Annotated in this window: 18 protein-coding genes; 9 read left to right on the top strand and 9 right to left on the bottom strand. The window is 61.8% G+C overall.

The window, feature by feature from the left end; all coding sequences use genetic code 11:
- Window positions 1-161 precede the first annotated feature (161 nt).
- Window positions 162-1,649, top strand: a complete 1,488-nt coding sequence (gene xylB, locus J3P86_RS14765) for a xylulokinase (RefSeq protein WP_434698290.1) — start codon at window positions 162-164, stop codon at window positions 1,647-1,649.
- A gap of 12 nt (window positions 1,650-1,661) precedes the next feature.
- On the top strand, window positions 1,662-2,600 hold the full coding sequence (locus J3P86_RS14770) for a carbohydrate kinase family protein (RefSeq protein ID WP_434698291.1): 939 nt from the start codon (window positions 1,662-1,664) through the stop codon (window positions 2,598-2,600).
- A gap of 74 nt (window positions 2,601-2,674) precedes the next feature.
- Here the strand turns inward: J3P86_RS14770 and J3P86_RS14775 are convergent, their stop codons facing one another.
- The 4 genes from J3P86_RS14775 to J3P86_RS14790 form a co-directional block, all read right to left on the bottom strand.
- Window positions 2,675-2,959 (bottom strand): DUF1652 domain-containing protein, encoded by a 285-nt coding sequence (locus J3P86_RS14775; RefSeq protein WP_434605157.1) that lies wholly within the window; start codon window positions 2,957-2,959, stop codon window positions 2,675-2,677.
- 377 nt (window positions 2,960-3,336) lie between these two features.
- Window positions 3,337-4,344 (bottom strand): threonine ammonia-lyase, biosynthetic, encoded by a 1,008-nt coding sequence (ilvA, locus tag J3P86_RS14780; protein ID WP_434573875.1) that lies wholly within the window; start codon window positions 4,342-4,344, stop codon window positions 3,337-3,339.
- A gap of 267 nt (window positions 4,345-4,611) precedes the next feature.
- Complete coding sequence (locus J3P86_RS14785; protein WP_434697574.1) at window positions 4,612-5,763, bottom strand: PQQ-dependent sugar dehydrogenase; 1,152 nt, start codon at window positions 5,761-5,763, stop codon at window positions 4,612-4,614.
- 40 nt (window positions 5,764-5,803) lie between these two features.
- Window positions 5,804-6,145, bottom strand: a complete 342-nt coding sequence (locus J3P86_RS14790; protein WP_434630620.1) for a hypothetical protein — start codon at window positions 6,143-6,145, stop codon at window positions 5,804-5,806.
- A 224-nt stretch (window positions 6,146-6,369) separates the two neighbouring features.
- On the opposite strand from J3P86_RS14790, the gene J3P86_RS14795 reads away from it, so the two are divergent.
- Both J3P86_RS14795 and ligD read left to right on the top strand, forming a co-directional pair.
- Window positions 6,370-7,260, top strand: a complete 891-nt coding sequence (locus J3P86_RS14795) for a Ku protein (RefSeq protein WP_434600956.1) — start codon at window positions 6,370-6,372, stop codon at window positions 7,258-7,260.
- Window positions 7,261-7,293: 33 nt separating this feature from the next.
- Window positions 7,294-9,282, top strand: a complete 1,989-nt coding sequence (gene ligD, locus J3P86_RS14800; RefSeq protein ID WP_434698292.1) for a DNA ligase D — start codon at window positions 7,294-7,296, stop codon at window positions 9,280-9,282.
- A 5-nt stretch (window positions 9,283-9,287) separates the two neighbouring features.
- Here the strand turns inward: ligD and lpxO are convergent, their stop codons facing one another.
- Window positions 9,288-10,187, bottom strand: coding sequence for a lipid A hydroxylase LpxO (gene lpxO / locus J3P86_RS14805; RefSeq protein WP_434698293.1), 900 nt, complete (start codon window positions 10,185-10,187; stop codon window positions 9,288-9,290).
- 407 nt (window positions 10,188-10,594) lie between these two features.
- Between lpxO and J3P86_RS14810 the strand changes: the two genes are divergently transcribed.
- Complete coding sequence (locus J3P86_RS14810; RefSeq protein ID WP_215005954.1) at window positions 10,595-12,184, top strand: ABC-F family ATPase; 1,590 nt, start codon at window positions 10,595-10,597, stop codon at window positions 12,182-12,184.
- Between the two features lie 300 nt (window positions 12,185-12,484).
- Window positions 12,485-13,678 carry an MFS transporter gene (locus J3P86_RS14815; RefSeq protein ID WP_434698294.1) on the top strand — a complete coding sequence of 398 codons (1,194 nt, stop codon included), beginning with the start codon at window positions 12,485-12,487 and terminating at the stop codon, window positions 13,676-13,678.
- Here J3P86_RS14815 and J3P86_RS14820 read toward each other — a convergent pair.
- Window positions 13,672-14,709, bottom strand: a complete 1,038-nt coding sequence (locus J3P86_RS14820) for an alpha/beta hydrolase family protein (protein ID WP_434698295.1) — start codon at window positions 14,707-14,709, stop codon at window positions 13,672-13,674. The genes J3P86_RS14815 and J3P86_RS14820 overlap by 7 nt on opposite strands.
- A gap of 183 nt (window positions 14,710-14,892) precedes the next feature.
- A complete protein-coding gene (locus J3P86_RS14825) occupies window positions 14,893-15,501 on the bottom strand; it encodes an FMN-dependent NADH-azoreductase (RefSeq protein ID WP_434698296.1) in 609 nt (202 codons plus the stop codon).
- A 128-nt stretch (window positions 15,502-15,629) separates the two neighbouring features.
- Here J3P86_RS14825 and J3P86_RS14830 point away from each other — a divergent pair, with 128 nt between their 5' ends.
- On the top strand, window positions 15,630-16,538 hold the full coding sequence (locus tag J3P86_RS14830) for a LysR substrate-binding domain-containing protein (protein ID WP_434698297.1): 909 nt from the start codon (window positions 15,630-15,632) through the stop codon (window positions 16,536-16,538).
- A complete protein-coding gene (locus tag J3P86_RS14835; protein ID WP_434573856.1) occupies window positions 16,535-16,885 on the top strand; it encodes an MmcQ/YjbR family DNA-binding protein in 351 nt (116 codons plus the stop codon). The genes J3P86_RS14830 and J3P86_RS14835 overlap by 4 nt, the downstream gene beginning before the upstream one ends.
- Before the next feature lie 138 nt (window positions 16,886-17,023).
- On the opposite strand, the gene J3P86_RS14840 is transcribed toward J3P86_RS14835, so the two are convergent.
- Together J3P86_RS14840 and J3P86_RS14845 are read right to left on the bottom strand one after the other, a co-directional pair.
- Window positions 17,024-17,446: a DUF1294 domain-containing protein gene (locus J3P86_RS14840; RefSeq protein ID WP_434630601.1), complete on the bottom strand. Its 423-nt coding sequence runs from the start codon at window positions 17,444-17,446 to the stop codon at window positions 17,024-17,026.
- The gene (locus tag J3P86_RS14845; RefSeq protein WP_434698298.1) at window positions 17,443-18,273 is read right to left on the bottom strand and encodes an undecaprenyl-diphosphate phosphatase; all 831 of its coding nucleotides are present in this window, start codon (window positions 18,271-18,273) and stop codon (window positions 17,443-17,445) included. Before J3P86_RS14845 ends, J3P86_RS14840 begins: the two co-directional genes overlap by 4 nt.
- Before the next feature lie 269 nt (window positions 18,274-18,542).
- On the opposite strand from J3P86_RS14845, the gene J3P86_RS14850 reads away from it, so the two are divergent.
- On the top strand, window positions 18,543-20,177 hold the full coding sequence (locus J3P86_RS14850) for a methyl-accepting chemotaxis protein (RefSeq protein WP_434630597.1): 1,635 nt from the start codon (window positions 18,543-18,545) through the stop codon (window positions 20,175-20,177).
- Window positions 20,178-20,224: the final 47 nt, after the last annotated feature.

Genomic DNA, 20,224 nt, shown 5'->3' on the forward strand with positions numbered 1-20,224 from the left:
CCCCGCTGGGTAGCGAAGCGGCCCCCGACAGACTGCCTGAAACACCGCAACAGCAGGTAAATTTTGGGGCCGCTTCGCAGCCCAGCGGGGATGAATCCCCTCGCCACAGGTTGTCCCTTACCACGGTGTTGTATCGACTGCTCTTTGATCCGAGGATTTCCATGGCAAACCAACAACTGTTCCTGGGCATTGACTGCGGCACCCAAGGCACCAAGGCGCTGATCCTCGATTCGATCAGCGGCCAGGTACTTGGCCAGGGCGCCGCCGCCCACGACATGATCAGCGGTGCCAACGGCCGCCGGGAACAAGACACCCGGCAATGGCTCGACGCGTTCACCCAGGCCACTCGCCAAGCGCTGGCGGATGCAAAGGTCGATGGCCAGTCGATTCTCGGCATCGGCGTCTCCGGCCAGCAGCACGGCCTGGTATTGCTCGATGACCAGGGCCAGGTCCTGCGCCCGGCAAAACTGTGGTGCGATACCGAGACGACCGCGGAAAACGATCGTCTCCTGGCGCATCTCGGCGGTGAAGAAGGCAGCCTGGAACGCCTCGGCGTGGTGATTGCGCCGGGCTACACGGTGTCCAAACTGCTCTGGACCCGAGAACAGCACCCGCAGGTTTTCGAGCGGACCGCCAGCATCCTGCTGCCCCATGACTTCCTCAATTACTGGCTTACCGGGCGCCATTGCAGCGAGTACGGCGATGCCTCGGGCACCGGCTACTTCAACGTCCGTACCCGCCAATGGGATCGCGCGCTGCTGCGCCATATCGACCCTAGCGGCCGGCTGGAATCGGCCTTGCCCGAGCTGATCGAGGCCCATCAGCCAGTCGGCAGGATCCTGCCCGAGATCGCCGCACACCTGGGCCTCAACCCCGACGCGGTGGTCGCCAGTGGCGGCGGCGACAACATGATGGGCGCCATCGGCACCGGCAACATCCAGCCCGGCGTGATCACCATGAGCCTTGGTTCCTCCGGCACGGTGTATGCGTATGCCGCCGAGCCCGTGGTCAGCCCGCAAGCATCCGTGGCGACGTTCTGTTCGTCGAGCGGCGGCTGGCTGCCGTTGATCTGCACCATGAACCTGACCAACGCCACCGGAGCGCTGCGCGAGCTGCTGGAACTGGACATCAATACGTTCAATACCCTCGTGACCCAGGCGCCGATCGGTGCCGAGGGCGTGTGCATGCTGCCGTTCCTCAATGGCGAACGCGTCCCCGCCCTGCCCCATGCCACCGGCAGCCTGCTGGGCCTGACGACCACCAACCTGACCCGGGCCAACCTCTGCCGCGCGGTGGTCGAAGGCACGACCTTCGGCCTGCGCTATGGCCTCGACCTGCTCCGTGCCAACGGGCTCAAGGCCCAGAGCATTCGCCTGATCGGCGGCGGCTCGAAGAGCCCGGTCTGGCGACAGATCGTCGCCGACATCATGGACACTACCGTCATTTGCACCGAACAGAGTGAAGCCGCTGCCCTGGGCGGGGCGATCCAGGCGGCGTGGTGTCATGGCGCCGGGCAAACATCCCTGGCCGACCTGTGCGAGCGCTGCGTCAAACTCGACCCGGCCAGCGAAACCCGGCCCGTCGCCGCGCACGTCGCGGCGTCACAACAAGCCTACGAACGTTACCGGCAGCACGTCGCAACCCTTTGAGAGCAGGCAATTATGTATCTGGTATGTGGTGAAGCGCTGTTTGATTTTTTCAGCGCAAACGAAGCGCAGACTCCGGCTTCGCAAGTGAACTTCAAGGCGCTCGCCGGTGGTTCACCGTTCAACGTGGCGGTGGGTTTGCGTCGACTGGGGATCGAGTCGGCACTATTCACCGGGCTGTCCACCGACTATCTGGGCCGGCGCTTGAAACAGGTGCTCGTGGACGAAGGCGTCAGCATTCAATTTGCCCAGGACTTCGAGGCCCCCACCACCCTGGCCATGGTCGCTGTCGGCGCCAACGGCTCGCCCCACTACAGCTTCCGTGGCGAAGGCTGCGCAGACCGGCAATTGCGCGCGGAGCATTTGCCGACGCTGGGCCCGCAAGTGCGCGGCCTGCATGTGGGTTCGTTCTCCTTGGTGGTGCAACCGGTGGGCGATACGCTGCTGGCACTGGTACAACGCGAAAGCGGCCGACGCCTGATCAGCCTCGACCCGAACGTGCGGCTCAATCCGCAGCCAGACATCGGGTTGTGGCGTTCACGGATCGCGACGCTGGTGGAATATGCCGACCTGATCAAGGTCAGCGATGAAGACCTGAGCCTGCTCTATCCTGACCGGGACCCACATGAAGTGATTGGGGGCTGGCTGGAGCACCGCTGTCAGTTGGCCTTCCTCACCCGTGGCGGCCAGGGCGCAACGGTGTTCAGCCGTCAGCATGGCGTATGGTCGCTTCCCGCCTGCCCGGTCCAGATCGCCGATACGGTGGGCGCGGGCGACACGTTCCAGGCTGCGCTGATCGCTTGGCTGACCGAACAGCAGTTGGATGATGTGCAGGGTTTGCATTCGCTGAGCGCGGAGCAGATCGGGGAGATGCTGCATTTCGCCATGCGCGCCGCGGCACTTACGTGCGGCAAAGTCGGGCCAGACCTGCCCTATCGGCAGCAATTGGTCTAGGAAAAAACGAAAGCTGGACGCCGGGTTCGAAAACATCGGACCCGGTCGTCAGGTTTGCAAAGGTCGGGCGGTGCTTAACGCCCGCTCATCCGGTGTTGCTGGTGGAAATAGTTCCCGTGGCCGTGACCCTGGCCACGGTCGAGTTCGGTACGCAGTTCCGCAATCAGATCGTTGATGGCGCGGCAGCCGGTGAGCTTGGTGGCGTCAATATCGCTCTTGACCAGGGCCACGCGGTCGGTCTGGTGGTCGTCGTAGATTTTAACGGTCATGGACAGATCAGGTGACAAGGTGCATTGCGAGCGTTTGGGCAGCAGGCTGCTTTCAATGATGTTTCGCATTTCGAGGGCAGATAAAAACATGGCAACTCTCTCCTTTTGAGGCAGCCAATTCATGTTCACGACGGCGGTATTTTCGTCCGATTCTTCCCTGCGGACAGGACTTCGAATGCCGTGCCGTTCGTTCATTTTGGCGTTTTCTGGTGTTGGAGCCCGTCATCGGACTCGGGTATCAACTCGCAAAAAATATGCCCGTAAATCAGTACAGCGACACTGTTACAAATCAATTACTTAGCAGTCAGATCCAACGCAACGGCCGTGCAAAATGCAAGGAAACGGTGTTTTATCCATGCAAACTGCATCACGTCGCTCAACTTGCCAGGCTGGAGATTAGCCACTATTTCGACTTCACGGGCGGGCACCCGTCGGCTACTTCAAAAAATATGATGCGCGGGAGCACCTCAAGACGCAGCCATTGCCGCGCGCTCTGCCACGTGGCCCAAGCTGTCGAAGTTGATGTTTGCGCCAGAGTTGATCGCCACCAGTGTCTGGCCCTGCGCTCCGCTGTCCGTCACGTAGCGCTTGATCCCCGCCACCGCCAGGGCGCCGGATGGCTCGGTGATCGAGCGGGTGTCGTCATAGATATCCCGGATCGCGGCGCAGAGCTGGTCGTTGCTGACGGTGATCACTTCATCGACACAGAAACGACAGATATCGAAGCCATGGGCGCCGATCTGCGCGACGGCCACGCCGTCGGCGAACGTGCCGACGCTCGCTAGCGTCACCCGCTCCCCTGCTGCCAGTGCGGCCTGGAGGCATGCGGAGTGTTCCGACTCGACGCCAATGATGCGCACCTCCGGACGCAGGTATTTGACGTAAGCCGCCACCCCGGCAATCAAGCCGCCACCGCCGACCGGAACAAAGATGGCATCCAGTTGACCTGGATGCTGGCGCAGGATCTCCATCGCGACGGTTCCCTGCCCGGCGATGACTTGCGGGTCATCGAACGGCGAGACGAATTCCCGCCCGGTCTGCCGAGCCAGGTCCAGGGCGAATTCCAGGGCGAATGGAAAACTCTCACCATGCAGCAACGCTTCGGCCCCGCGACTGCGCACGCCCAGTACTTTCAGTTGGGGCGTCGTGCGCGGCATGACGATGCACGCCGAGATACCCAACGCTTGAGCCGCCAGCGCCACGCCTTGGGCGTGGTTGCCCGCCGATGCGGTGATCACGCCACGGCTGCGTTGCTCGGGGGTCAGTTGCACGAGCTTGTTATAAGCGCCGCGGATCTTGAACGAGAACGTCGGTTGCAGGTCCTCGCGCTTGAGCAGAATCCGATTGCCCAAGGCCTGGGACAGCGCCGCAGCCGCTTGCAGCGGCGTGGGCACCGCCAGTTCGTACACCGCAGCGGCAAGGATCTTCTTGACGTAGTGCTCCAGCAGCGTCTGCTCGGGGCTGGTTGGGGTCATGGCTGTCTCCTGGTCGGGTAAAGCCCTGGAGACAGAAAGAAAAAACCCGCCTCTAGGGCGGGTTGGGTGCAGTCGTCAGCTAGCCCGCCAGATAAGGAATGGCGGTAATAATGCTTGGCTGGCTGCGCAGTACGGTGGAAGTCATGGCTGAAAACTAGCCGCGAGGGGCCGGGAAGTCAATGGAAATCCCCGGCCTCCGTGATCCTTTGACGCTTTTGATCCTGTGGCAAGGGAGCTTGCTCCCTTGCCACAAACTTCACAGCACGGCTATTGCTTCAGCCCGACCTTGTACAGCGCACCGTCATCGTCGTCCGTCAGCACATAGAGGAAACCATCCGGCCCCTGGCGAACATCGCGGATCCGCTCCTTGAGCTCGCCAAGCAAGCGTTCTTCATGGACAACCTTGTCGCCGTCGAACTCCAGGCGAATCAGGTCCCTGGAAACCAGCGCCCCGACAAACGCGTTGCGTTGCCAGGCCTTAAACCGGTCATTGTCGTAGAACGCCATGCCGCTGAGCCCTGGCGATACCTGCCAGACGTGATGGGGACCGACGGTACCCTTCGCGGTCTTGCCTTGGGCCTCGGGAATCGGCGCGCCGGAATAGTTGTCGCCATGAGTCGCCAACGGCCAGCCATAGTTCTTGCCGCGCTCGATGATGTTCAGCTCGTCACCGCCCTTGGGGCCATGCTCACTCTCCCATAGCGTGCCATTCCACGGATTGAGCGCGGCGCCTTGGGGATTGCGCAAGCCGTAGGACCAGATCTCGGGACGGACGTTTTTCTGCCCCACGAAAGGGTTGTCGTCCGGCACCTTGCCGTCGGGATAGATCCGCACGATCTTGCCTTGCAGCTTGTCCAGGTCCTGTGCGGTCGGACGGTCGTTGTTTTCGCCCAGGGTGATGAACAGATAGCCGTCCCGGTCGAATACCAGGCGCGAACCGAAATGGTTGCCCGTCGAGAGCTTGGGTTGCTGGCGGAAAATTACATCGAAGTTGTCCAGGCGCGTCATGTCGCTGGACAACTGCCCACGGCCCACCGCCGTGCCGGCCTTGCCATCCTCGCCCGCCTCGGCATACGACAGGTAGACGGTGCGATCCTGTTTGAAGTCCGGAGACAGCACAACATCCAGCAAACCACCCTGCCCCTTGGCCCAGACCTCGGGAACACCGCTCAACGGCGCAGACAATTTCCCGTCGGCCTTCACCCATCGCAGGTTACCGGGACGCTCCGTGACCAGCATGCCCTGCTGCTCCGGCAGGAACGCCACGGACCAGGGCCGCTCCAGCCCCCGGGTGACCGTGGTGACTTCGACGGTGCCGTCCTCGGCCTTGAATTGCTGGACTGGCGCGGCAGAGGCCGGCGCTGAAAGGGCCAGGACAGCGCTGGCGCAAAGTGTTGCCAGGAATGTTTTACGCAACATGCACACTTCCTTCTGTGGTGGTGTTGATCGGCACGGTGTCTCAACGATTGCCATTATTGGTGTGCCGGGGAGGCGTCGGCGACTCGATGGTGGGGCGTGGCGACCCCGATGGCGGTCCGGAACGCGGGTAGCCGTTGCCGATGCCGCCATTCTCCAGGGTCGGCGGTCGGGGAACCGGAACCGTCGGGTTGTTCCGTATGCCTGGCACGTTGGGCTGGGTGCCCTGCATGCTGTTCGGGTTGGCCCGGCGAATCGGACTGTTGTAGGGATTGTTGTTGCCCGGCAGGTTCTGCGCCACGAGTACTGGATCGGCGCCGGGCGTAGCCGCCTGGGCAGTGGCTGCCGTCAGCAGCACCAGGGTGGCGAGTATCAGTCTGTTCATCGAGACCTTCCTGATTTCATGGGTACGGCACCCGCATTGCGAAAATACGCTACGCCGCAGGTTCGCCGTTGTTAAGCAAAATATCCTCATGAAGATGTAACCAGGCGTCTCCAACTCAGCGCCCCTGGAGCACCCCAACCGCAGCCAGCCGGCGCCCGGTGGAAACTTTTCCAGAGACCCAAGGGTCACCAGAGAGACTATTCACCGGCAAGGAAAACTCCACCATGGCACGGGCTATCTGGAAAGGCGCAATCAGTTTCGGGCTGGTCCACATTCCCGTGGCCCTGGTGTCAGCCACCGCGTCCCAGGGCGTGGATTTCGACTGGCTGGACAAACGCAGCATGGACCCGGTGGGCTACAAGCGGGTCAACAAGGTTACCGGCAAGGAGGTGACCAAGGACGACATCGTCAAAGGCGTGGAATACCAGAAAGGCCAATACGTGCTGATCAGCGAAGAGGAGATTCGCGCCGCCCACCCCAAGTCCACCCAGACCATCGACATCTTTTCCTTCGTCGACAGCGAGAAGATCCCGCTGCAGAACATCGAAAAGCCGTATTTCCTCGCACCTGATAAACGTGGTGGCAAAGTCTACGCCCTGCTGCGCGAAACCCTGCTCAAGACCAACAAAGTCGCGCTGGCGAATGTGGTGATGCATACCCGCCAGCACCTGGCGGCGCTGATGCCCCTGGAATCGGCCCTGGTGCTGGTGCTGCTGCGCTGGCCCGCCGAAGTCCGCGAACTCGACGTCCTGGAACTGGGCGACGAAGTCACCAACCCGACGCTGGCGAAGGGCGAACTGGACATGGCCAAACGGCTCGTAGAAGACATGAGTGGCGACTGGGAACCCCAGGAGTATCGCGACAGTTTCCAGGAAAAGATCATGGAACTGGTGGAGAAAAAAGCCACCGAAGGCCGGCTCGAAGCGGTGGAAACCGACCCCGGCGAAGAACAGCGCAAAACCGCCGACGTTATCGACCTCACCGAACTGCTCAAGCGCAGCCTCGGCGGCAAGGGCAAGACGGCGGAAAAGCCTGCCGAAAAGCCTGCGGCAAAATCGACCAAGACGCGCAAATCCGCTCCTGCTAAAAAAGCCACCAAGGCCTCCCGGGGCTAACCCCCGGGCGCCTGTAATACAAGGGAATCTGTCATGGCCAAGGCCGAGAGTGAATATGCCCGCCTGTCCGCCGTGGAGGCGGATGAACCAACGACTCGTAGCCGCACCCGCCGGAATGCGCAGACCGACACGGGGCGAATCCCCGAACGTCTGTCGCCGCAGCTGGCGACACCGGTGGAGCAACCGCCGGCCGGTGAGTGGCGCTATGAAGTGCAGTTTCATGGCTACCGGTTGATGACGCGCATCCAGAACGGCGAGGTCCGGCTGTTCAATCGCCACCATGCGGACTGGACCGATCGCCTCACGCTGCACGCCGACGCCCTGGCCCAGTTGAATCTGGGCGACAGCTGGCTCGACGGCGAACTGGTGCTGCTCGATGAGACCGGGCATTCCGACTTCCCTGCCCTGCGCCAGGCCTTCGAGATCGGCCGCAGCGTCGACATGCTGTATTTCCTTTTCGACGCACCGTTTCTCAATGGCGTCGACCTGCGCGACAAACCGGTTGAAGAACGCCGCGCAGCCTTGAAAAATGCGCTCAAGAGCAACTCCAGCAAGCGCCTGCGGTTCTCCGAGGCGTTTTCCGCCAGCCAGCATGACATCTTCGAAAGCGCCAGCGCCCTGTCACTGGACAGCGTGGTTGGCAAGCGTCTGGGCAGCCCTTATGCCTCGGGACGGAACGCCGATTGGGTCAAACTCAGATGTCGGCTGCGCCAATGCTTCGTCATCGTCGGGTTCACCCGCCCGCAAGGCACGCGCAACGGCTTCGGCGCACTGTTGCTAGCGGTCAACGGGCCGTCGGGGCTGGTCTATGCCGGCCGGGTCGGCACGGGCTTCAGCCAATCCCAACTCAAACAACTGCATGAACAGCTATGTGCCTTGGAACGTGAAACGTCGCCACTCGACCAGCTGCTCAAAGGCGCACCGGCGCGCGGCGTGCATTGGGTCGAGCCGACGCAGGTCTGCGAAATCGAATTTGCCGAATGGACCCGCGACGGGCTGGTGCGTCAGGCGGTGTTCCTCGATCTGCCCGGCGACCGGCAGGTCAGTCGGGTGACGCGTGAACAACCCATGCCCATCAAAGCCACGCCCGCCAAGCCCAAACGCCGCGGCAAGGCCGACACCGCGAAAGTCGACGGCGTGGTCATCACCCACCCGGACCGCGTCGTCGACAGCGTCAGCGGTGTGCAGAAAGCCGAACTGGCCCAGTATTACCTGGACATCGCCCCCTGGATCCTGCCGCATCTCAAGTTGCGGCCGGTCTCCCTTGTACGGGCGCCGGAAGGGATTGGCGAGGAGCTGTTTTTTCAGAAACACGCCGATCGCCTGGAAATCCCCCATATCAGGCAACTCGATCCGGCGCTGGACCCGGGCCATGCGGCTTTGATGGAAATCGACAGCATCCATGCCCTGGTCGGCGCGGCGCAGATGGGCGCGGTGGAACTGCACACCTGGACGGCGACCCATGACCGGATCGAGACGCCCGATCTGTTTGTGCTGGACCTGGACCCGGATCCGTCGTTGCCCTGGAACGCCATGCTCGACGCGACGCGCATGACCCTGTCAGTACTCGACGAACTGGGTTTGCAGGGGTTTCTCAAGACCAGCGGCGGCAAAGGCATGCACGTCATCGTGCCACTGGCGCGAAGCGAGGGGTGGGACGTCACCAAGGCCTTTGCCAAGGCCATATCGCAGTTCCTGACCCGGCAGATGCCGCAACGAATCACCGCGACCATGGGCCCGAAAAACCGCGTGGGCAAGGTCTTTATCGACTACCTGCGCAACGCCCGTGGTGCCAGTACCGTCGCCGCTTATTCGGTGCGTGCCCGGCCGGGCCTGCCGGTTTCGGTACCGATCGCCCGGGACGAACTCGCCGGCCTGCGCAACGCGCAGCAATGGGATATCCATACCGCGCTGGAACGGGCCAAGGGCCTGGGCGCCGATCCGTGGGAAGGCTACAACCATCGCCAACGGATCACGGCGAAGATGTGGGAACAGTTGGAGGCTGAGAAACCGGGCGGCTGAACCGTTCAGATCCAGATGAAGATCGCCAGCAGGCCGCCAAAGAACGCCCATTTCTGCAGGTAATACAGCTTGCGATTGCGCTTTTTCAGCGCTTTGCCTTGCAGGCGGATCTTGTACAGCCGGGAAAACGCCCGGTTCAGGCCACCGGTCCGGTCCCCGGCGTCATTCGGCGCGCCAGCGGCGGCCATCACGGTACGACTGAACCAGCGATTGAAGGCGGTGGCCCAACGAAATCTCATCGGCCGCTCCACGTCGCAGAACAGGATGATGCGGTTCTGCGACGTGGTGTTCTCGGCGTAATGAATGAATGTTTCGTCGAACACCACCGCCTCGCCGTCGCGCCAGTGATAAGCCTCACCGTCGACATTGATGTAGCAGCCGGCGTCGTTGGGTGTCTGCAGCCCCAAGTGGTAGCGATAAGACCCGGCATACGGATCGCGATGACGCACCAGCTTCGAACCCGGCGGCAGCTCGGCGAACATCGCGGCCTTGATCGAGCCGATGCTCTGCACCAGTTCGGTGGTGCGCGGGCACAGCTTCATCGCCGAGGGATGGCTGTCGCCATACCACTTCAGGTAGAAGCGCTTCCAGCCAGTCTTGAAAAACGAGTTGAAGCCCACGTCGTCATATTGATCGGAGCGCTTGATCTCCCCCGCTTGCAGCAGGCTCTGGCCTTCGGCGCGGATCTCTTCCCAATGGGCCTGCAAGGGGCTCAGGTCAGGAAACTGGGCCGGGCTCAGGAAAGGCCTGTTGGGCAGTTTCGAACACAGGTAGAGCAGGCAATTGATCGGCGCAAGGAAGGATGAGTGATCGCTCAACTGGCGCCCGAATTTATGCCGCACGCGCCCGCGCAGGTGCACATAGCCAATGGAAAGTACGTAGATTGCGACAATAATGAGCTTCACGGATTCGGTCAGGGTCCAGAAGTGAACAGGCTGCTTCTCCGGGGCCAGCCAAGCGGCAAGGGAGATGGCGTCGAGTGAGATGGCATTTTAGCCACAGTTGGCGATTTAAAGTTATCCCTGCGTTGTGAAAAACCGTCTTGCCTGGGTTACACCCTATCGTTAACGCGGCCAGATCAGTACAATCGCCGCCAACTATCAAGCGCCCCCTCTGGCTGACACCGGCGATCCCGGCTTCGGCGCATATCCACTCGGGCCAGGCGCTCCGTATGCAGCTGTCCTCTATATGCCGGATGGACCCTTGCGCCAGTGACCGCCAAGCCGCTTGCGCGGTCGGGACTTGCGCAAACAGGTACTGAACAGGTACTGCCGCACCCTTAGCTACTCTGAATGTTCCGCAGGATAAACCTTTGATCTCTACAGCTAACATCACGATGCAGTTCGGCGCCAAGCCACTGTTCGAAAACGTCTCTGTCAAATTTGGCGCGGGTAACCGCTACGGCCTGATCGGCGCCAACGGTTGCGGCAAGTCGACCTTCATGAAAATCCTCGGCGGCGACCTCGAGCCGTCCGGCGGCCAGGTGATGCTCGAGCCGAACGTGCGCCTGGGTAAACTTCGCCAGGATCAGTTCGCCTACGAAGAATTCACCGTGATCGACACCGTGATCATGGGTCACGAAGAGCTGTGGAAGGTCAAGGCCGAGCGCGACCGCATTTATTCGCTGCCGGAAATGACCGAAGAAGACGGCATGGCCGTGGCTGAGCTGGAAACCGAATTTGCCGAGATGGACGGCTACACCGCCGAATCTCGCGCCGGTGAACTGCTGTTGGGCCTGGGGATTGGCATCGAGCAGCATTTCGGTCCGATGAGCGAAGTGTCGCCAGGCTGGAAACTGCGTGTGCTGCTGGCCCAGGCGCTGTTCTCCGACCCGGAAGTGCTGCTGCTTGACGAGCCGACCAACCACCTGGATATCAACACCATCCGCTGGCTGGAAAACGTACTGACCCAGCGTTCGAGCCTGATGATCATCATCTCCCACGACCGTCACTTCCTGAACAGTGTCTGCACCCACATGGCGGACCTGGACTACGGCGAGCTGCGTCTGTTCCCGGGCAACTACGACGAGTACATGACCGTGGCGACCCAGTCCCGCGAGCAGCTGCTGTCGGACAACGCCAAGAAGAAAGCACAGATTTCCGAACTGCAGTCATTTGTCAGCCGTTTCTCGGCCAACGCCTCGAAAGCCAAGCAGGCCACCTCCCGCGCCAAGCAGATCGACAAGATCCAGCTGGCCGAGGTCAAGCCATCGAGCCGCGTCAGTCCGTTCATCCGTTTCGAGCAGACCAAGAAGCTGCACCGCCAGGCGGTCATCGTCGAACGCATGGCCAAGGGCTTCGACGGCAAGCCGCTGTTCAAGGATTTCAGCTTCACCGTCGAAGCCGGTGAGCGCGTGGCGATCATTGGCCCGAACGGCATCGGCAAGACCACCTTGCTGCGCACCCTGGTCAATGAACTGGAACCGGATGCCGGTACCGTGAAATGGACCGACGCCGCGGAACTGGGCTACTACGCCCAGGACCACGCCCATGACTTCGAGGATGACGTCAACCTGTTCGACTGGATGGGCCAGTGGACCCAGGGTGGCGAGCAGCTGGTTCGTGGCACCTTGGGCCGCATGCTGTTTTCCAACGACGAGATCCTCAAGTCGGTCAAGGTCATCTCCGGTGGTGAACAAGGCCGCATGCTGTTCGGCAAGCTGATCCTGCAAAAGCCGAACGTGCTGGTGATGGACGAACCGACCAACCACCTGGACATGGAATCCATCGAAGCGCTGAACCTGGCGCTGGAAAACTATCCGGGCACGTTGATCTTCGTCAGCCACGACCGTGAGTTCGTGTCGTCCCTGGCAACCCGCATCATCGAGCTCAGCGCCGACGGCGTGGTCGACTTCAGCGGCACCTATGACGACTACCTGCGCAGCCAGGGCGTGTTGTTCTAAAACAACTGCAAGCTGAAAGTAAAAGCCCTGTCCATGTGATGGGGCTTTTTCATGACCGCGACATAAAACCTGTGGGAGCGAGCTTGCTCGCGATGAGGCCCAGCCTGTCAGCATCTAAGTGCCTGACCCACCGCCATCGCGAGCAAGCTCGCTCCCACAATGGCCCTGTTCCCATATAGAAGTGGGTGACTTCAGCTGACTATGAGGCTATCACTGATGGCGAACCGTTAGCCTGCTTCCTTTTCTCCCCCGCACGCGCCATGATGAAGCACTCTTACCGCTGCCCGCGAACGAGCCGCCATGCCAACGCCCCAGCCCGCATCCAGTTCCCTGTCGATCACCTTGCAGATCGTCTCCATCGTTTTTTATACCTTCATCGCTTTCCTCTGCATCGGCCTGCCGATTGCCGTGTTGCCTGGGTATGTCCATGAGCAACTGGGCTTCAGCGCAGTGGTGGCCGGGCTGACCATTGGCTCGCAGTATCTGGCGACCTTGCTCAGCCGGCCCATGGCCGGGCGACTGTCGGACAATGTCGGCACCAAGCGGGCGATCGTCTACGGCCTGGTGGGCATCCTGCTCAGTGGCGTGCTGACGCTGTTGTCGACGCTGCTGCAAAGCTTTCCGTTGCCCAGCCTGTTGATCCTGATTGCCGGGCGTTTGCTGCTCGGGGTCGCCCAAGGCCTGATCGGCGTCGGTACCATCAGCTGGTGCATGGGACAGGTCGGCGTGGAGCACACTGCCCGTTCGATCTCCTGGAACGGCATCGCTTCCTATGGCGCCATCGCCATCGGCGCACCGCTGGGCGTGGTCATGGTCGGCGGCCTGGGCTTCGCCAGCCTGGGCATCGCCTTGTCGTTATTGGCCGGCGGCGCATTGCTGCTGATTCGCAACAAACCCTCGGTGCCGGTCGTTCGCGGCGAGCGCCTGCCCTTCTGGGCCGTGTTCGGACGCATTGCACCGTTCGGGACAAGCCTGTGCCTGGCCTCGATCGGCTATGGCACGCTGACCACCTTCATCACCCTGTTCTACCTCAGCCGAGGCTGGACCGGCGCCGCCTGGTGCCTGACCGTTTTCGGCATCTGCTTCATCCTGTCACGGTTGCTGTTCATCTCCAGCATTGCCCGTTTCGGTGGCTTCAACTCGGCCATTGTCTGCATGAGCATCGAGACCCTGGGCCTGGTGCTGCTGTGGCTGGCGCCTACCACCGCATTCGCCTTGGTCGGCGCGGGGCTGGCGGGCTTCGGGTTGTCGCTGGTGTACCCGGCGCTGGGCGTGGAGGCCATCAAGCAGGTGCCCAACAGCAGCCGCGGCGCCGGCTTGAGTGCCTATGCGGTGTTCTTTGACCTGGCACTGGCGATTGCCGGACCGCTGATGGGCGCGGTGGCATTGAACCTGGGCTACTCGTCGATATTTTTCTTCGCCGCCTTGCTGTCGATCATCGGCCTGGGCCTGACGCTCGTGTTGCGTCGGCGAGCCGAAAGCCCGCATCACTGATCGGCAGTCCGCAGGCCCGCACGGGTCGGCTTTCCCAGTGCCTGGCTGAAGAAGCGACTGGCTTCGGTGATCATCGTGCGGTGAATGTCCTTGCGATCAACGCCGTCGGCATCGGTGCACAGCGCTGGCATCGCCGCGATCTGCTCGTCCGTACAGGGCGCCATGAAAACAAAGTGCCCGGCCCCGGCCAACGTCTTGAAATCCGGCGCGGTAGGCAGCTTGCGCGCCAGGGCCGCGGCGTTCTTGTCGAAAGCCACCAGTTTGTCGCCGTCGCCGCTATAGAGCAGCACCGGCACATGGACATCGGCCAACGTGTGCCGACCGAACTTCAAACTCAACGGCGCCATCAGCAACAGCGCGCGGACCCTGGGATCGGCCACCGGATACAGGTCATCGCGGTCGGCAATCAGTTCTCCCTGGGTATTGCAGGCGTCACGGTCATCCGGTCGCTCCTGGCAATAACGGCGCAGGCGATTGAGGTCCGGCGTGGCGCCAGACAGGATCAGCGCGGTTTCGCCACCGGCCGAATAGCCGATCACGCCGACCTGCCCGGCGTTGACGAAGGGCGCCAGCATCGGGTCGTTCAGCGTCGCGGTGATGGCTTCGGAGATCTGGATCGGCCGCCCGTACAAGTTACTCAGCGTACCGAGCCGGCTGTGATCCTGGGCGTTATCGCCGGGATGAATCACCGCCACCACGACGAAGCCCTTGCGGGCCAGCGACGTGGCCAGATCATGCAGGGCCAGCGGCGTGCCGGTATTGCCATGGGACAGCATCAGCAGCGGAAACCGCCCGATGGCGATCTGTGCATCCGCCGCCGCATCGATCTGGTAGCCGCCCAACAGACTGGATTGCTCCTTCGCGGTGGAGGGGTAAAACGCGATGGCATGCATCGGCTGGTGGTCCAGCGGATCAGGAAAATCCAGCTCATGAAAGCCCGCGCTCCAATGCGGATGTGGCGCCGGCGCGGCCTGCACCGAACCGAGACCGCTCACCCAGCAAAGCAGCAGCAGCGCACCAAGACGCATCATCGAATAGTCCACCTTCACCCACCCACCAGGAGCCACGTCGCTCGCCGCTCCGGCCATGCACGACCTGCGCCATGTTCCCCAGCGCCAAATGCAGGAAAACCCTGCACCCCAGCCATCCGATGACGACGAGAATACAGGGTTTTCCGAAGGTTGCCCGCAGAGCTTGATGCCTCTACGCAAACCTTACGCAGCGGCGAACTGCTGGCTGATCTGCAGCTTGGCCTCGCTGATGGCCTTGGTGCGCATGTCGTCACCGTAAGCCAGGCCTTCTGCGCGAACAAATTCGATGTCGGTGATGCCGAGAAAACCGAACATCAACCTCAGGTATTGTTCATGCCCCACGCTGCTCGGTTGACCGGCGTGCAGGCCGCCCGAGGTGGAAACGATGACCAGCTTCTTGTCGCCACACAGGCCTTCCGGGCCGGCTTCGGTGTAGCGGAAGGTCTGGCCGGCCACGGCGATACGGTCGATCCAGGCCTTGAGTTGGGTCGGGATGCTGAAGTTGTACATCGGTGCTGCGATCACCACCGCGTCGGCGGCGAGGAACTCGGCCAGGGTCGACGCGCTGAGGTCAGCTTCGTGCTGTTGAGCGGCATCGCGCAATTCGGCGCTGGTGCCGACAGCGACCAGGGTCTGCGCGGAAAAGTGGCTGATGGCGTCAGCGGCCAGGTCACGATAGGTGACGTTGATAGCTGGCTCGGCGGCTTTCCAGGCTTGCACCAGTTCACGGCTCAGTTGGCGCGAAGCGGAGTTGTCGCCGAGGATGCTCGAATCGATGTGCAACAGTTTCATGTGAATGCTCTCCAAGTGAGGATCGCAACCAGGCGATCAATTGAGAACAATCCTATCGATGAAGCCAATCCGAGATAAGTCTGCAAGAATGTGATGGTTCGTTCCACTGACAGGACAATCGATTCGCCATGCAAGACCTTAATGACCTGTATTACTTTGCCAAGGTGGTTGAAGCCGGTGGCTTCGCGGCCGCCGGGCGCTTGCTGGGCATCCCCAAGTCACGCTTGTCACGGCGAATCGCCGAGCTCGAAGAGCGCCTTGACGCCCGTCTGCTGCAACGCACCACCCGCCAGTTGAAGCTGACCGCCGTGGGTGAACGTTACCTGCGTCATTGCCAGGCCATGTTGCTGGAAGCGGAGATGGCCGACGAAGCGGTGGCGAGCATGTCCAGCGAGCCCCGTGGGCGTTTGCGGGTGTCGAGCCCGGTGGGCCTGGCGCACCAGTTCCTGCCGCTGATCATCGAAAGCTTCCTGGCGAAATACCCCCAGGTGCAGTTGGAAATGATCCTGCTCAACCGGCGCGTGGATCTGATCAGCGAGGGCATCGACGTGGCGTTGCGCGTCCGTGACCTGGGCGACGAAGACCCGCTGCTGATGACCCGGCGCTTGCGCCAGGCCCGCCTGACCCTGGTTGCCAGCCCGGTGCTCATTGAAGGGCGGCGGATCGAAACTCCGGACGACCTCAGGCAATTGCCGGTGCTGGGAGCGCTGGAGGCGGACCGTCTGGTGCATGTGCGCTTGCTCAGTACCGCAGGGCAAAGCGTCGAGCTGGCCCTGGAGGCGCGCCTGGGCATCGACGACTTTATCGTGCGGCGCGCCTGCACCCTCACGGGGCTGGGCTTTACCCTGTTGCCGAGCATGTATTGCGAAGAAGAACTGCGCGACGGTCGACTGGTGGAGCTGTTGCCTGGATGGTCATCACCGGATGGCTGGCTCCAGGCGGTCTATCCTCACCGGCGCGGCATGCTGCCGGCGGTGCGCGCGTGGATCGATCATCTGGTGGAAGCTTTTGCACAATGTGGAGACAGGACGATATGAGCTTGAGCGAAGAGGACGTCGCGCAATTCTGCCTGGGCTTGCCGGGCGCCCGGGAAGACTATAAATGGGGCGGCGTGCGGGTATTTTCGATCGCCGGCAACAAGATGTTCGCCCTGCAGAACCTGCGGGGGGATTCGTTGGCGTTCAAGGTCGACAAGGACCTGTTTCTCGGCCATTGCGACCGCCCCGGCATTCATCCGGCGCCGTACCTGGCCAGGGCCCAATGGATCATCATGCAAGTCCCCTACCCGCTGGGCGATGAGGAGCTGCGCAGTCTGTTGCGACGTTCCCATCAGTTGGTGGTCAGCAAGTTGCCCAAGCGCACGCAGGTTGGGTTGTTGCTGTAGCGGCTCAGCCGGGTTGCAGCCGCTGCATACCAATGTGGGAGCGAGCTTGCTCGCGATAGCGGTGCCACAGCCAGTGAAGATGTTGGATGTACCGGCGTCATCGCGAGCAAGCTCGCTCCCACAGGGAACGCATACCGATCAGAACAACGCCAACAGATGGCCGCCCAGGAACAACTGGTCGATCCAGAATCCCTGGTGCAACACCACGATGAACCAGAACACCACTTGAAACGACACTTTGCGGGTCTTGTGGCGAAACACCTGCTGGGCCAGCAATGCACCCGGCCAGCCACCGGCGAGTTCGACCGCGTGCAGAACGTTCTCCGGCGTGCGCCAGGCATCGGCGCGTGCCTTGCGCTTGTCGCTCCAGTAAAGCAGGAACGCCACGGCACTGACGACTCCGTACGCCGTCATGGGCACCCACGACTCGCCCCGCAATCCGAGCAGCAGCGAGCCAAAAAGCGGCAACGCGCACAGAATCGCAAATACCGTCAACTTGAGGCGCAGGTTCTGCACGGCCCCGCCGGTGTTACGTGCGACTCGCCTGGCCGATTCGTTCAAGGCCGGGCAGCCGTCCAGTCGACCCAGCCGAATTGCCAGGTCGCCAGGATCAACAGGCCGAACGCAATCCGGTACCAGGCGAACACCGCATAACTGTGGCTGGCGATGAAGCGCAGCAGGCCCTTGACCGCGATCATGGCGAAGATGAACGCGGTGATGAAACCGATGGCAAACACCGGGAAATCCGCCGGGACAAACAGCTCGCGGTATTTATAACCCGAGTAGACCGCCGCGCCGACCATGGTTGGCATGGCCAGGAAGAACGAGAATTCGGTGGCGGTCTTGCGCGACAGGCCGAACAGCAGGCCGCCAATGATGGTCGCACCGGAGCGAGAGGTGCCGGGAATCATCGCGATGCACTGGGCCAGGCCGACTTTCAGCGCATCCTTCCAGGTCATGTCATCCACGGTTTCGGCGTGCACCGTGTGCTGGCGCCTCTCGGCCCAGAGCATCACCAGACCTCCCAATACCAGCGCGGTGGCGACCGTGATCGGGTTGAACAGGTAATGGTGGATCCAGTCGGCCAGCAGTACGCCCAGTATCACCGCAGGGAAAAACGCGATCAGCAGGTTGGCGGTAAAGCGGCGAGCGCCGGGCTGGGTCGGCAGGCCCAGCACCACGTGGAAGATCTTGCGCCGAAACTCCCAGACCACCGCCAGGATCGCACCGAGCTGGATGATGATGTTGAACGCCATCGAGCGCTCCCCACCGAATTCGAGCAAGTCGGCGACGACGATCTGGTGCCCCGTACTGGAAATCGGCAGGAACTCCGTCAGCCCTTCTACCACGCCGAGAATCAATGCCGAAAAGGCCGTCCACAAATCCATTCATCCCCCAGAAAAGCCTGTCGTTTCAGGCCTTGTCGCTATTCAAATGTTACGCAGGTGCACGCAGCGGCTGCACGATAACCGCGACCTTGCAAAAAAAACCAATGAAAAATCAGAAGCGACTCAGGTTTTGCGCTGCGGGGCCGAAATCCTATCAGACAAGCCCTGATAACGCTGCCGCGTTATGACCCAGGTCAATCGCGCGTAGACGTCGAGCGTTAAAGTGCCGCCGTCGTTAATGACAAGAATAAAAACCGGAGTGACAGCGTATGAATAGCTTGCGCAGTGTATCGATCAGCCGACGCCTGTGGCTCATCCTGGTCGTGGCCATCGTGATGTTGTTCACGCTGGGCGCGTTCATGCTAAAGCAGATCCACATCGATCTGTATCAGGCCAAGGTGCAGAAAACCCAACATGTAGTGCAGACCGCCAGCGGCGTACTGAGCTATTACCATGGCCTGGAGACCGCCGGTACCCTGACGCGCGAGGCGGCGCAGAAGCAGGCGCTCAGCGCGGTGCGCGGCCTGCGTTATGACCACAATGACTACTTCTGGATCAATGACCTGGCGCCGGTCATGGTCATGCACCCGACCAACCCGAAACTTGAAGGGCAGAACCTTTCGGCCATCCGCGATCCGAACGGTTTTGCCCTGTTCAACGAAATGGTCGCCATCGCCAAGGCCAAGGGCGCCGGCATGGTCGATTACCTTTGGCCCAAGCCGGGCGCCGAGGCACCGGTGGGGAAAACGTCCTATGTGAAGCTGTTCGAGCCTTGGGGCTGGATCATCGGTTCGGGCGTGTACGTGGATGATGTACAGGCGGAATTCCAGTCCCAGTTGATCAAGGCTTCCTTGATCGGCTTGGCGATCACCTTGTTCATGGGCCTGCTGTTGACCCTGATCGTACGCAGCATCGTCCGGCCCTTGCAGGAGACAGTCAATGCCATGGCCAACATCGCCAGCGGCGAGAGTGACCTGACCCGCACCCTCGATACCCATGGCCAGGACGAAGTCACGCAATTGGCCAGGCACTTCAATGCCTTCACCGCCAAGCTGCGCCAGGTGGTGGGTCAGTTGCAGGTCTCAGCCAGCGAGTTGGGGCAATCGTCCAGCGACCTGGGCAACGACGCCGCCCAGGCCCAGCAGCGCAGCCAGCAACAATCGCAACAGATGGAGCTGGTGGCGACCGCCATCAACGAAGTGACTTATGGCGTGCAGGATGTAGCGAAGAATGCCGAACACGCCGCCAGCGAAATGCGCGACGCCGAATCCCAGGCCCAGCAGGGCCAGGTGAACATCGACGGCAGCCTGCAACAGATCGACCGGCTCTCCCAGACCATCGACCAGGCCGTGGAAGTGATCCGCACCCTGGCCAGTGAAAGCACCCAGATCGGCAGTGTGCTGGAAGTGATCCGTTCGATTGCCGAGCAGACCAACCTGCTGGCGCTCAACGCCGCCATTGAAGCCGCCCGCGCCGGCGAGCAAGGTCGCGGTTTTGCCGTTGTGGCCGACGAGGTGCGCCTGCTGGCCCAGCGCACGCAGAAGTCCACCGCTGAAATCCAGGCGATGATCGAACGCCTGCAAAATCATTCCGAAGCCGCTGTGAAAGTCATCAGCGACAGCAGCCGTGCTTCGCAGCTGACCATCGAGCAGGCCGGACTGGCCGGCGCCAGCCTCAATGCCATCGGCCAGGCCCTGCGCAATCTCAACAGCCTGAACGCCTCCATCGCCAGCGCCACCCTGCAACAGGCGCATGTGGTGGAAGACATCAACCAGAACGTCACCCAGGCCGCCGGCCTGTCCCACAGCACCGCCATGGCCGCGGAACAGTCCAGCGTGGCAAGCGCCCGCCTCAAAGGCCTGAGCGAACAACTGAACGGCCTGCTCAAGCAATTTCGGGTCTGAGTTGATGATCCCCTTGTGGGAGCGAGCCTGCTCGCGAATGCGGTAGC

Origin of the sequence: Pseudomonas sp. D1-1 (assembly GCF_051132225.1) — a bacterium.
GTDB lineage: Bacteria > Pseudomonadota > Gammaproteobacteria > Pseudomonadales > Pseudomonadaceae > Aquipseudomonas.

Bases quoted from the DNA above. Each gene is read 5' to 3' on its own strand.
- xylB (WP_434698290.1), top strand. From the start codon at position 162: ATGGCAAACCAACAACTGTTCCTGGGCATTGACTGCGGCACCCAAGGC.
- J3P86_RS14770 (WP_434698291.1), top strand. From the start codon at position 1,662: ATGTATCTGGTATGTGGTGAAGCGCTGTTTGATTTTTTCAGCGCAAAC.
- J3P86_RS14775 (WP_434605157.1), bottom strand. From the start codon at position 2,959: ATGTTTTTATCTGCCCTCGAAATGCGAAACATCATTGAAAGCAGCCTG.
- ilvA (WP_434573875.1), bottom strand. From the start codon at position 4,344: ATGACCCCAACCAGCCCCGAGCAGACGCTGCTGGAGCACTACGTCAAG.
- J3P86_RS14785 (WP_434697574.1), bottom strand. From the start codon at position 5,763: ATGTTGCGTAAAACATTCCTGGCAACACTTTGCGCCAGCGCTGTCCTG.
- J3P86_RS14790 (WP_434630620.1), bottom strand. From the start codon at position 6,145: ATGAACAGACTGATACTCGCCACCCTGGTGCTGCTGACGGCAGCCACT.
- J3P86_RS14795 (WP_434600956.1), top strand. From the start codon at position 6,370: ATGGCACGGGCTATCTGGAAAGGCGCAATCAGTTTCGGGCTGGTCCAC.
- ligD (WP_434698292.1), top strand. From the start codon at position 7,294: ATGGCCAAGGCCGAGAGTGAATATGCCCGCCTGTCCGCCGTGGAGGCG.
- J3P86_RS14815 (WP_434698294.1), top strand. From the start codon at position 12,485: ATGCCAACGCCCCAGCCCGCATCCAGTTCCCTGTCGATCACCTTGCAG.
- J3P86_RS14820 (WP_434698295.1), bottom strand. From the start codon at position 14,709: ATGATGCGTCTTGGTGCGCTGCTGCTGCTTTGCTGGGTGAGCGGTCTC.
- J3P86_RS14825 (WP_434698296.1), bottom strand. From the start codon at position 15,501: ATGAAACTGTTGCACATCGATTCGAGCATCCTCGGCGACAACTCCGCT.
- J3P86_RS14830 (WP_434698297.1), top strand. From the start codon at position 15,630: ATGCAAGACCTTAATGACCTGTATTACTTTGCCAAGGTGGTTGAAGCC.
- J3P86_RS14835 (WP_434573856.1), top strand. From the start codon at position 16,535: ATGAGCTTGAGCGAAGAGGACGTCGCGCAATTCTGCCTGGGCTTGCCG.
- J3P86_RS14845 (WP_434698298.1), bottom strand. From the start codon at position 18,273: ATGGATTTGTGGACGGCCTTTTCGGCATTGATTCTCGGCGTGGTAGAA.
- J3P86_RS14850 (WP_434630597.1), top strand. From the start codon at position 18,543: ATGAATAGCTTGCGCAGTGTATCGATCAGCCGACGCCTGTGGCTCATC.